This is a genomic window from Photobacterium frigidiphilum, assembly GCF_003025615.1.
Taxonomy (GTDB): domain Bacteria; phylum Pseudomonadota; class Gammaproteobacteria; order Enterobacterales; family Vibrionaceae; genus Photobacterium; species Photobacterium frigidiphilum.
Genome location: NZ_PYMJ01000016.1, coordinates 1 through 12,228 on the forward strand (window position 1 = coordinate 1; position 12,228 = coordinate 12,228).

Sequence of the window (12,228 nt, forward strand, 5' to 3'; positions counted from 1 at the left end):
GAAATGAAGCATAAATTGACTGTGTCATCTTGCGATGATTAAGGTCACTCAGTTCATTGATAAATCTTTCGACTTAAAATTTCACGAGTGCCCACACAGATTGCATGGTCAAATTGTTAAAGAACAATACTTCAATCTAAAAGTGATGCTTTTAAGCGTTTCGCTCTTATCTTGAAGTGGACGGTCATTCTATCGAATTAAACTGAAGTGTCAAACACTATTTTCAACTCAGTTCGTTTTAAATTCCCGCAATACCGTTATGTTGCTAACTCCTTATTAGAAGCCGCTTTCCGTATCGGTAGGTCGGCATTATAGGGAGTAAACCGATCGAAGCAAGCCTTATTTCTATAATTCCACTCAAAAGAGCCATAATGAACAAAAAGCGATCAAACCGTCTATTCCCCCAGCTTAGAACCGTTTAAATTCAGCGGAAAACTCAGACACTTTGTTCCAATCTGTATATTCCACCTCTTTTGACGTATCCGTTTCTCCACCAGTAAGCTTCATTATTAGCTTTATCATAGTGCGATCTAGCAAGTTATAACGTGGATAGCGCAGCGCTCCAGCAAAAACAGCCTGTAATGTAGGTACCCATGGTGACTTTAAAAGAAACTTCTTCATATACGCACTGGTTTCAGGTGTATTCTTCCCTTCTTTACGTGCTGTAAGGTTCACACAGAAGAATCCTACTTTCGATTCATCAAGCTGCTTTCTATTTTGATCAATGAATTGGTATAACTTTTTATTTAGGTGACCATAACGAACAGCAGCTCCAATCAATATACGATCATAAAGAGAGAAATCGATATTGGGAGACTGATGAAGATCAATAACCTCACATTGATACTCACTACCAAGCTGTTCTTCAATGTGTTTGAAAATTTTAATCGTTTGACCATCGTTACTGGAATGAAGAAATAGAACCTTTTCCACAGTCTCTCCTTAGTTTCGCCAGAAGGTTGGCGTAAATAAAACCAGCAGGGTAAATACTTCTAAGCGACCAAATAGCATAGAAATAATTAACACCCACTTAGCCGATGAATTAATATCACCAAAATGTACCGCAACCTCGCCTAAGCCAGGTCCAAGGTTATTCAATGTTGCAGCTACTGCTGAAAATGCCGTTAGCTCATCTATTCCGGTAGCAATCAAAGCCAACATGCAGACAACAAATACTAATGCATAAGCAGAAAAGAATCCCCACACAGCATCAACCACTCGTTGAGGTAACGCTTTATTGCCCACTTTAATTGTATAAATAGCACGGGGGTGAATAAGACGCTTAAGTTCACGCACACCTTGCAAGAAAAGTAACAACATACGAATTACTTTCATTCCACCGCCGGTTGAACCAGCACAGCCACCAACAAAAGAAGAAAACAATAACAAAACAGGCAAAAACAAGGGCCAATCTGAGAATCCAGTCGTGGTAAAGCCCGCAGTTGTTGATATCGATACTGTTTGAAATAGCGCCTGATCAAAAGCATCGTAATAAGAGTCATAAGAGTGATGCTGTAATAACATCGCAAAGCAAATCGCAAACAATATAAATTGAGCTCCGAAGAAAGCTCTAAACTCAGGATCTCGCCAATAAGTTCGTAAATGGATACCACCATTTGCGAAGGCCGCAAAGTGCAGAGAAAAATTACACGCAGAAATAAGCAAGAAAACCACAGTGATCATATTGATGGTCGGGCTATTGAAGTACCCCATACTGGCATCATGAGTCGAAAAACCACCAATCGCTACCGTCGAAAAGCTATGAGCGATGGCATCAAAAACACTCATCCCAGCCATCCAAAATGCGGCAGCACAACTGATTGTTAAGGCGAGGTAGATATACCAAAGGGCTTTTGCTGTTTCAGCAATACGCGGGGTCATCTTGCTATCTTTAACTGGACCTGGAATTTCCGCCCGATAAAGCTGCATACCACCGATACCCAAAACGGGTAAAATAGCCACAGCTAATACGATAATCCCCATCCCGCCGAACCATTGTAAAAGCTGACGATAAAAGAGGACGGCTTTAGGTAAATCATCTAACCCAACAATCACGGTTGCGCCCGTTGTCGTCAGAGCAGAGAAGGATTCAAAGAAAGAATCAGTTATGGAGAGATCAGGCGTTTTAGATAATATAAAGGGCACAGCACCTGCACTACCGATTACGGTCCAGAACAGCACCACAATTAGAAAACCATCACGTGCTTTCAATTCACGTCGATGATGTCTATTCGGTAGCCATAAAGAAGCACCGCCAGTAAATAGCAGAAAGAAGGTAACAACAAATGGGAAGCCTGCACCATCTCGATAAATAAACGCTACCAGAGCTGGAGCAAGCATAGTGACACTGAATAACGCGAGCAGTAGCCCGACGATTCTAATTATAGATCGAAATTGCATGGCCTTTAGTGGCTCTCATCCTTAATGGGGTTATTTGTCTAAATCTGAAGTTGGGATAATGCGCCCACCACTACGATTCTTAAGCTTGGCACTGAATGCTTCAACGTCACGATTATCAAGTTCAAATATCATGTCAACTTGATGTCCATACTCGGCATGAAGTTGTACTCCCGAATATTCAGTCAGCAACGTTTCGACCAATGACACTTGATTATACTCACAGCTCAAGCTGAGTTCTGAGGTTATTATCTTTTCTTTGGTTTGCAGCACAGTTAAGGCTTGTTGAACGCCACCACCGTATGCTTTTACCAACCCGCCAGTTCCAAGCTTAATACCGCCAGAATAGCGAGTGACAACGGCTGTTATTTCGCCCACACCACAACCCGTTAATTGTGCCAGTATTGGTTTTCCAGCCGTTCCTGACGGTTCACCGTCATCACTAAAGCCCCACATCATAGAATCGGAAGGACGACCAGCAACAAAAGCCCAGCAATTATGCCGAGCATCGCTATGCTTAGTTTTAATCTGTTGAACAAATGCCTTTGCAGCTTCAATACTTGGCGTATGTGCGAGATACGTAATGAAACGACTCTTTTTAATCTCTTCTTCAAAACCAGCGTCTGCTGCTGGTACTAAATAGGGTTCAAATACTGCCATTCAAAAGCCACAAACAAAATCAGATAAATAATCGCGCAGGATACCACAACACGTACCACAACAAATTCAAATCTGCCTTCCCACTACAGGGCAATTCATAGAAACAACATAAAAAAGCACAGGAATGAAAATATCGCCTCTATATATAGATGAAACTATTATTAGTCAGAAGTAACAACATCACAAATTACCACCCACCTCACATTAGTAAGACCTAAAACGAGCCGATACATACAGCCACCGACAAGTAACACAACCATAACATTTCACCAGTCATAAAATTCATACTAAAAGTAGAGGAACTTTAGCAACTCATTAATTATCAATAAAAAAATCCCCTACCGAACATTATGTGACGAACAGCGCAACAAAAAGTTAAACAATTGTTTTAAATAAGTGTTGAAATAGTTTCTTAACAAGTCCAGACTAATATTTAACCTATAAACAGGTCAAACCAGTTAAGTCTAATCTGGCATAGAATCAGAATTCACGGAGATAGAACATGATTTACCAAGGTGAAACCCTATCCGTTCGTTATCTGGATGATGGCATTGCGGAACTCAATCTCAACGCTCCAGGTGCTGTAAATAAATTCGATCTGAAAACCTTAGAGTGCCTTAACGAAGCATTAAATGCTCTTTATCAACAACCCGATTTAAAAGGCTTATTAATTACATCTGATAAAGATGCCTTTATTGTCGGTGCCGATATCACAGAGTTTCTCGGTTTATTTGCCAAACCAGCAGAAGAGTTATCGCAATGGCTAACCCGTGCCAACGATATCTTCAATAAGCTGGAAGATCTGCCTGTGCCGACATTATCGGCAATTAATGGGCATGCACTGGGTGGTGGTTGTGAGTGTGTTCTCGCCACAGATTTCCGTTTAGCAGATACCACTGCGCGTATTGGTTTACCGGAGACTCGCCTTGGAATTATGCCCGGATTTGGAGGAACGGTTCGTTTACCTCGCCTTTTAGGTGCTGATTCTGCGATGGAGATCATCACTGCAGGGAAAGACAAAAAAGCCCAAGATGCACTAAAACTAGGGCTTGTGGATGCCGTCGTAGCACCAGCAGCTTTAAAAGATGCCGCGTTATCCATGATAAAAGACGCAATTGCAGGAAAACTCGACTGGCAAAAGCGTCGTGCACAAAAGAAAGCGCCATTAACGCTCAATAAAATTGAAGCAACAATGAGCTTTACGATGGCAAAAGCAATGGTGGCTCAAGTGGCGGGAAAACATTACCCAGCCCCAATGACCGCAGTTATTACCATTGAAGCCGCTGCACGGATGTCTCGTGATGAAGCACTGGCCGTTGAAAATAAGCACTTCATCACGTTAGCCAAAACAGATGTCGCCCAATCGTTAGTTGGGATTTTCCTTAATGATCAGTACATCAAAAGCAAAGCCAAAAAAGCAGCGAAAGAAGGCCAGCCAACCAAGAAAGGGGTTGTATTAGGTGCTGGAATTATGGGGGGTGGTATTGCCTACCAGTCAGCCTTAAAAGGTGTACCGGTATTAATGAAAGACATCGCTGTACCGTCGCTTGATCTAGGCATGGCGGAAGCGGCAAAATTACTGAACAAGCAACTTGAACGAGGTCGAATTGATGGCGTTAAGATGGCTAAAGTATTATCAGGGATTACCCCTAGCCTACATTATGCAGGTGCGGAAGACGCCGATGTTGTCGTAGAAGCGGTTGTTGAAAATCCAAAAATTAAAGCGGCAGTTTTAGCTGAAGTTGAAAGCAATGTTTCAGATACAACGGTTATCGCTTCTAACACCTCAACTATCCCTATTAATTTATTGGCACAATCCCTAAAGCGTCCTGAGAATTTCTGTGGCATGCACTTCTTTAACCCCGTTCATCGTATGCCTCTCGTCGAAATTATCCGTGGTGAACACACTTCAGAAGAAACAATTTCACGCGTTGTCGCTTACGCAGCCAAAATGGGTAAATCGCCGATTGTTGTCAATGACTGTCCTGGGTTCTTTGTAAACCGTGTGCTATTCCCATACTTTGCTGGCTTTAGCTTACTGTTACGCGACGGTGCTGACTTTACCCAAGTCGATAAAGTGATGGAGAAACAATTCGGCTGGCCAATGGGCCCCGCTTACTTGCTCGATGTGGTTGGTATTGATACCGCCCACCATGCGCAAGCAGTAATGGCTGAAGGTTTCCCTGAGCGAATGAGTAAAAATTACAAAGATGCTGTTGATGTAATGTTTGAGCAACAACGTTTTGGTCAGAAAAATGGGAACGGCTTCTTTGCCTACTCGGTAGATCGCCGAGGTAAGCCGAAAAAGAATGTTGATCCAGCAGTAGCTGAATTACTTGCCCCTGTTTTAGGTGCTGCAACAACCTTTACAAGCGATGAAATTATTGCGCGAATGATGATTCCAATGATCAATGAAGTTGTTCGTTGTTTAGAGGAAGGCATTATTGCCACACCAGCAGAAGCTGATATGGCACTCGTTTATGGTTTAGGCTTCCCTCCATTCCGTGGTGGTGTATTCCGCTATATCGACACACTAGGCTTAGCTGAATATGTCGTAATGGCAGATTCGTTTGCTCACCTTGGTGCAGTCTATGAAGTACCTACCGGCCTGCGGGAAAAAGCAGCTAAAGGTGAAAGTTACTACACACAGCAAGTAAACGCTTAAGGACGAGGGATTTAAAATGAATAACGTAGTAATTGTTGACTGTATCCGTACCCCAATGGGACGTTCTAAAGCGGGTGCATTTCGAAATGTGCGTGCTGAAGATTTATCTGCACACCTAATGAAAGGGTTAATAAGTCGTAACCCACAGTTAGATCCCAATTCAATTGAAGATATTTACTGGGGCTGTGTTCAGCAAACATTAGAGCAAGGCTTTAACGTTGCACGTAATGCATCACTGCTCGCCGGAATTCCACACACAGTGGCTGCGACAACAGTTAACCGTTTATGTGGTTCATCAATGCAAGCACTGCATGATGCAACACGCGCCATAATGGTTGGTGACGCTGAAACCTGCATCATCGGTGGCGTAGAACACATGGGCCACGTGCCGATGAACCACGGTGTTGATTTCCACCCTGGGATGTCAAAGTCTGTTGCAAAAGCAGCAGGAATGATGGGGCTAACAGCTGAAATGCTAGGTCGTATGCATGGTATTAGCCGTCAAATGCAAGATGAGTTTGCTGCACGCTCACATCAGCGCGCACATGCAGCAACCATTGAAGGTCGTTTTAAAAACGAGATATTACCACTCGAAGGTCATGACGAAAGTGGTGTCCTTAAACTTTACGACTATGATGAAGTGATTCGTCCAGAAACAACCGTTGAAGGGCTATCTAACCTACGACCTGTCTTTGATCCGGTTAACGGTACAGTTACAGCAGGTACTTCATCAGCATTATCGGATGGTGCTTCTGCAATGTTAGTGATGAGTGAGCACCGCGCCAAAGAATTAGGACTAACTATTCGCGCACGCGTTAAGTCAATGGCAGTTGCTGGCTGCGATCCTTCAATCATGGGATACGGACCTGTTCCTGCAACTCAAAAAGCCCTAAAACGAGCAGGTCTCAGTATTGATGATATTGGCATGGTTGAACTGAATGAAGCCTTTGCGGCGCAGTCGCTTCCTTGTGCTAAAGATCTAGGCTTACTCGACAAAATTGATGAGAAAGTGAACCTAAATGGAGGGGCAATTGCGCTTGGTCACCCTCTTGGCTGTTCTGGCTCACGTATTTCAACAACATTGATCAATCAGATGGAGCATCATGATGTTCAGTTTGGTTTAGCAACAATGTGTATTGGTTTAGGTCAAGGTATCGCGACCGTATTTGAACGCGTGTAACTCAACATAAACAGCAATCAATCCACAAAGCCCGTGACGATACGGGCTTTTTTTATAAATATAAAACACACTATTGAGTTCTAAATACCAATCTATGCAAAAAAAGCATGTATAAAATGACAATGTTTCATTTCATTCATAGTTATATCAAAGCTACACTCTGCACATATTCAACGCCCCCTTTCATTAATACTCGGAGCACACCTATGTTTAAGGCACTTGTTCTTGATCAAGAAGAGAAAAAAACCATTGCAGGCATTCGTCAAGTCGATGAATCTGAGCTGCCTGAAGGTGATGTATTAATCGATGTAGATTACTCTTCATTAAACTACAAAGACGGTCTAGCAATTACTGGTAAAGGCCGAATTGTTCGTCAGTTCCCAATGGTTCCAGGTATCGATTTAACAGGTCGAGTACTCGAATCTAGCGATGATCGCTACCAAGTTGGTGACGCTGTTGTGCTAACAGGCTGGGGAGTTGGTGAAGGACATTGGGGCGGCATGGCAGAAAAAGCACGCCTTAAGGCAGATTGGTTAGTGCCACTACCTGAAAATCTTGAAGGTAAACAAGCAATGATGATTGGTACTGCTGGCCTAACATCAATGCTATGTGTGCAGGCACTTATTGATGCTGGCGTAACACCTGAGTCGGGTGAAGTTGTCGTTACAGGTGCAAGTGGTGGTGTGGGCTCTGTTGCTGTAACTCTACTCGCTCAACTTGGCTATCAAGTAGCAGCTGTTACTGGTCGAAGCGAAGTAAATGGACCATTGCTAAAAGAGCTGGGTGCAAGTCGCATTATTGAACGCAGTGAATTTGAAGAACCAGCCCGCCCGCTAGAAAAGCAATTATGGGCAGGTGCAGTGGATACTGTAGGCAGCAAAGTGCTCACTAAAGTACTGGCACAAATGGACTATAATGGAGCTGTTGCTGCGTGCGGCCTAGCCGGTGGTTTTGACCTGCCTACAACTGTTATGCCATTCATTCTACGAAATGTAAGACTACAAGGTGTTGACTCTGTATCTTGCCCATTCGAAAAACGCCAACAAGCATGGAAGAAGCTGACTGAACTATTGCCAGCAAGCTACTATCAACAAGCTTGTCGCGAAGTAAGTTTAGAAGAAGTAGCCGAGTGCGCAGAAGACATCACCAACGGTCAGATAACGGGTCGTGTAGTTATTAAACTGTAAACAGTACCGCAATTAATACTGGCTTACTCAGACAAAGCCAAGCAACAAATCAGAAAAAAGTAAGACTACCTTGGCCAGCTTATGCTGGCCCTTTTTTTATCGAGACAAGATAAAAAATAACAAGCCCCTCATTGATCACTCATGCTAGTCCCATATCGCGAATGCGCTGACCAATAAGGCGGCCGCATTCTTCCTTTATCAAATTCCGTAACCACACCTGAGAGGCCGAATGTTCACAACGTGGATGCCACAGTAGTGAATAATCAAACGGCTCAAATTCAAAGGGTAATGGTTTCACCACAACATCATACTTATCTGCAACTAAATACGCTAAATCAGCGGGCACCGTAATGATCAGTGGCATCTTATCCACTATGGCTAGGGCGGCTTCTAAATGCGATGCACGTAAGGCCATTTTCCGCTCTGGGTAGCCACGTAATGCTTCATCAATTAACGCTTTCACCCCATCGCTTATCGCAATCATTGCATGAGGAAACGACAGATAATCATCAAGGGTAAGATCTTTATCAGCCATTGGGTGGTTTCTTGAGAGCAAGCAAAAAACACTCACTAAGCCAAGATGATCTCGACATAATGAAGTATCGATACTGGTTGGGCGGCATATCGCCATATCACACCCGTCTGTTGTGAGCTGAGTAAGTAAATGATCATGCTGCAACGGCTCAAACTTCAATGAGATATTTGGGGCTTCTTCATAAATACGCGGTAAGGCAAAAGGTAAAATAGTCTGCATCGCATAATCGGTGGTCGCGATAACAAACCGTTGATCGCACAACTCTGGTCGAAAGTCACTTGGTGTAAGTAAAATACGCAGTGCTTCCAATGGATCATTTAATGATTCATTTATTTCTAATGCACGTTGTGTCGGAATCAAATGCTGCCCTTGCCGAGTAAATAGCGGATCAGCCAATAAATCACGTAGGCGACCTAAAACCCGACTCATCGCCGATTGACTCAAGTTCAACCGTATAGCTGCCCGGCTGACACTGCATTCATCAAGTAATACTTTCAATGCCACCAATAAATTTAAATCACGGCGGTAGACTTCTTCTAATTCCATATCAAGCTTCACTTACTTAGCGATAACAGTACTGTTACCAAGACAATTAGATTATGAAGGGACAGATAAAAAAAATCCCGCAAAAAAGCGGGGAAGCCCAAGAAAACTAGGGAGAGTGTAGTAGATGTATAGTGTAAGAGGTAAAAGCTAACCTTCTTCCTCTTCAAGTTCTGGTGAATTGGTTAATTCGAACCAAAGTCCGACTGCGGCAGCAATTAAACCACCAAGCGCAAAAATACTCATATCATTAGGGCTGCGTAAAACGAGAGAGCAAAAAGTTATAAAGCACAGCACACAATAAATAGTTAATCGATCAATCTGTGTCAGCATTTGATACCTCCTAATCCTTCAGAAGAAATGTTAAATACCTGTTAAATAAGTTACACAATTTATTCTTATTTGCCAACCCTTATTGATTAATTCTTATCCATAAGTATGATCAAGCCTTCGAAGCCGGAATGAAATCGTTATGACAGCATTATTTGAAAACCCAACACATAACTTGGAAGCACAAGGATTACGCTGTCCAGAACCTGTAATGATGGTACGTAAAACAGTTAGAAAAATGGAAGAAGGCGAGACATTACTAATACTTGCAGATGACCCATCGACAACAAGAGACATACCAAGCTTTTGTCGCTTTATGGATCACACACTTGTTGCCGCCGATACCGAAACCCTGCCATACCGTTTTCTAATCCGTAAAGGTTCAAATTAAAAAAGGCAGCTCTAAGAGCTGCCTTTTTTAGGACTAGACACACACAAAAATCTGATTACCATCGCCTACTCGTAGCTTTCTTTTACTTCTTTGCGCGCACTTTCTAATTCATGCCGTAAGTCACGGATCTCCTTTTTCATTGGGATCACATAACGCAGCCGAACAAGCGCATCGACCGATAAGTAGGTTGTCACAATGGCACCAACCACCATCGGTAGCCACATATCCGTTAGTACCATTCCTAAAATATTAAGAATAAGTGCAGTGTTAAACAACCAAAACTGACTCTGTGTAGATATAGCGAGAAACCGGTTCATACCTTCCTCCAACTAAACACCATGCTAGTGATATCACTGTACCATGGCGTTTTTTTCCACATAGCAATCAGTATCACAATTCACAAAACAGTCATACTATCTGGTAGTTAACATGATAATGCCGCGTTTCACGTGAAACATAATCAGAAATTACAAACCAAATGCAGCAGCCAAAGCAAGACCAGTAAACAAGGTTGCTGTCACTTTACGGATCAACGCTAGCGGCATTTTATCTGCTGATAATTTACCAATCAACACCACAGGTACATTCGCTAATAACATGCCTATCGTTGTTCCTAGTACGACAAGTAATAACGCATCACTGTATTTAGCCCCTAACATGGTTGTCGCGACTTGGGTTTTGTCCCCGATCTCCGCAATAAAAAAAGCAATAAAACTGGCGACAAACGGACCACGATTAGAAATATTTTCATCATCATCCAGTTTATCGGGAATGAGGATCCAACCCGCCATCACCACAAAACTCACGACAAGTACCCACTTCAATACATCAGGCGTTAGATAGTCGGCAACGACGACACCAAGCCAAGCAGCCAGTGCGTGATTAGCAATCGTCGCCAGAAAAATAGCCAGAATAATGGGTACAGGTTTACGATAGCGACTCGCTAACAGTAGAGATAGTAGTTGGGTTTTATCGCCAATTTCAGCTAAGGCAACAGTAGTAATGGATACAGCTAATACGCTCACGACATGCTCTTGGGGGCGAGGATATTTATAAAAACCACAGGTAAACGCACATGCCCCACCCCGGTTCATGCTGGTTTACCAATGGTCTCGCCAAACTCACTAAAGTAGGATTAGTGTGAGTCATAATCACCATGAAGATTTTGCTTCAAGTATGTTGACGATTATCTCGATAGATCGAGAGGCTACTCCCCAAAGGAAACGGCATAATAACGAGAGAGATAAAAGGATACAAGAATAAAAGAGAAGATTAAGGCAAGAAGATTACCAACCGTTAAGCTAACAGTTGGCAATCAGATAAGCATCGAGATTAAGACGTTGGGCTTAACACGATTTCTACACGGCGATTTTCAGCACGGCCTTGCTCAGTTTTATTTGAGGCAATTGGGTTTGCTTCACCCATACCTCTGGTAATAACACGATTAGCCGCAACACCACCACGCATCAAGTTACTACTCACTTCACTTGCGCGAACCTGCGATAAACGTTGGTTATACGATGCAGAGCCAGTGCTATCAGTGAAGCCGTAAACATTAATAAGCGTCTTGTCGTACTCTTTCGCGACAAGAGCAACATTCTTTAACGCGGCAACAGCGCGTGAACTTAGATCAGACTGATCAAAGCCAAATGTAATTTCGTTCGGCATATTTAATACAATATTATCGCCATCACGGGTAACGCTAATACCCGTAGATTCTAATTGCTGACGTAATTTGGTTTCTTGCACGTCCATGTAATAACCGATACCACCACCAAGTGCAGCACCTGATGCAGCGCCAATTAATGCACCTTTACCACGGTCACTTTTACTTGAAGAAGCCACACCAATAACAGCACCAGAAATAGCACCGATAAGTGCCCCACTGGTTGATTTCGCAGTTTGCTCTTCACGCGAGTATGGGTTTACCGTTGTACAGCCGGTAGCAACAACAGATGTCATCACTGCAAATACCGCCGTACGTACCCACTTATTGGATACTTTATTCTTTGTTAATGTTTGATTGGATACCACTGAAAAATCCATTGTCTTCACCATTTTTTACTCCATACTCTCGATTTATGATCGATGTCTAATCACTACCACTCACTCATTATTTTAAAGATAATGAGCCAGAAACTGCTTCTATTATAATGAACACTGATTTTTTACACATCAAGATAATGTCAAAAAAACACAGTGGAGATATAAACACATCGATGTTTAAAAAAATAGTCCTGCAAAACAACCAAAGACGAATAAAAAACACTCACTAACCCTACTCGGTAAAAGCCATGCGAGGTATACTGGAATATTACTTTTCATCCACTAATCTCGCGA

Annotated in this window: 12 protein-coding genes and 1 riboswitch; of the genes, 4 read left to right on the top strand and 8 right to left on the bottom strand. The window is 42.7% G+C overall.

Annotation, left to right across the window (positions count from 1 at the left end; translation table 11 throughout):
• Positions 1–408: 408 nt before the first annotated feature.
• From hemG to C9J12_RS15625, 3 genes are read right to left on the bottom strand one after another with little or no spacing between them, the layout of a single operon-like run.
• A complete protein-coding gene (gene hemG / locus C9J12_RS15615) occupies positions 409–933 on the bottom strand; it encodes a menaquinone-dependent protoporphyrinogen IX dehydrogenase (protein WP_107243563.1) in 525 nt (174 codons plus the stop codon).
• A gap of 9 nt (positions 934–942) precedes the next feature.
• Positions 943–2,400 carry a TrkH family potassium uptake protein gene (locus C9J12_RS15620; RefSeq protein ID WP_107243564.1) on the bottom strand — a complete coding sequence of 486 codons (1,458 nt, stop codon included), beginning with the start codon at positions 2,398–2,400 and terminating at the stop codon, positions 943–945.
• 30 nt (positions 2,401–2,430) lie between these two features.
• Positions 2,431–3,057 carry a YigZ family protein gene (locus C9J12_RS15625; protein ID WP_107243565.1) on the bottom strand — a complete coding sequence of 209 codons (627 nt, stop codon included), beginning with the start codon at positions 3,055–3,057 and terminating at the stop codon, positions 2,431–2,433.
• A 502-nt stretch (positions 3,058–3,559) separates the two neighbouring features.
• Here C9J12_RS15625 and fadB point away from each other — a divergent pair.
• From fadB to acuI, 3 genes are all read left to right on the top strand, one after another.
• Positions 3,560–5,722, top strand: coding sequence for a fatty acid oxidation complex subunit alpha FadB (gene fadB, locus C9J12_RS15630; RefSeq protein WP_107243566.1), 2,163 nt, complete (start codon positions 3,560–3,562; stop codon positions 5,720–5,722).
• 16 nt (positions 5,723–5,738) lie between these two features.
• The gene (fadA, locus tag C9J12_RS15635; RefSeq protein ID WP_107243567.1) at positions 5,739–6,902 is read left to right on the top strand and encodes an acetyl-CoA C-acyltransferase FadA; all 1,164 of its coding nucleotides are present in this window, start codon (positions 5,739–5,741) and stop codon (positions 6,900–6,902) included.
• Between the two features lie 206 nt (positions 6,903–7,108).
• Positions 7,109–8,089: an acrylyl-CoA reductase (NADPH) gene (gene acuI, locus C9J12_RS15640; RefSeq protein ID WP_107243568.1), complete on the top strand. Its 981-nt coding sequence runs from the start codon at positions 7,109–7,111 to the stop codon at positions 8,087–8,089.
• A 139-nt stretch (positions 8,090–8,228) separates the two neighbouring features.
• Here acuI and C9J12_RS15645 read toward each other — a convergent pair whose 3' ends face one another.
• On the bottom strand, positions 8,229–9,170 hold the full coding sequence (locus tag C9J12_RS15645) for a LysR family transcriptional regulator (RefSeq protein ID WP_107243569.1): 942 nt from the start codon (positions 9,168–9,170) through the stop codon (positions 8,229–8,231).
• A gap of 147 nt (positions 9,171–9,317) precedes the next feature.
• The gene (locus C9J12_RS15650) at positions 9,318–9,500 is read right to left on the bottom strand and encodes a hypothetical protein (RefSeq protein WP_107243570.1); all 183 of its coding nucleotides are present in this window, start codon (positions 9,498–9,500) and stop codon (positions 9,318–9,320) included.
• 139 nt (positions 9,501–9,639) lie between these two features.
• On the opposite strand from C9J12_RS15650, the gene tusA reads away from it, so the two are divergent.
• On the top strand, positions 9,640–9,888 hold the full coding sequence (tusA, locus tag C9J12_RS15655; RefSeq protein ID WP_011216896.1) for a sulfurtransferase TusA: 249 nt from the start codon (positions 9,640–9,642) through the stop codon (positions 9,886–9,888).
• A gap of 65 nt (positions 9,889–9,953) precedes the next feature.
• On the opposite strand, the gene C9J12_RS15660 is transcribed toward tusA, so the two are convergent.
• The 3 genes from C9J12_RS15660 to C9J12_RS15670 all read right to left on the bottom strand — a co-directional run bounded on the left by C9J12_RS15660 (position 9,954) and on the right by C9J12_RS15670 (position 11,946).
• On the bottom strand, positions 9,954–10,205 hold the full coding sequence (locus C9J12_RS15660; RefSeq protein WP_107243571.1) for a hypothetical protein: 252 nt from the start codon (positions 10,203–10,205) through the stop codon (positions 9,954–9,956).
• A gap of 150 nt (positions 10,206–10,355) precedes the next feature.
• The gene (locus C9J12_RS15665) at positions 10,356–10,913 is read right to left on the bottom strand and encodes a TMEM165/GDT1 family protein (RefSeq protein WP_011216894.1); all 558 of its coding nucleotides are present in this window, start codon (positions 10,911–10,913) and stop codon (positions 10,356–10,358) included.
• Positions 10,914–11,005: 92 nt separating this feature from the next.
• Positions 11,006–11,109: riboswitch (yybP-ykoY riboswitch) on the bottom strand.
• A 111-nt stretch (positions 11,110–11,220) separates the two neighbouring features.
• Entirely contained in the window at positions 11,221–11,946 is a 726-nt protein-coding gene (locus tag C9J12_RS15670) for an OmpA family protein (RefSeq protein WP_107243572.1), read from the bottom strand.
• Between the last annotated feature and the right edge of the window lie 282 nt (positions 11,947–12,228).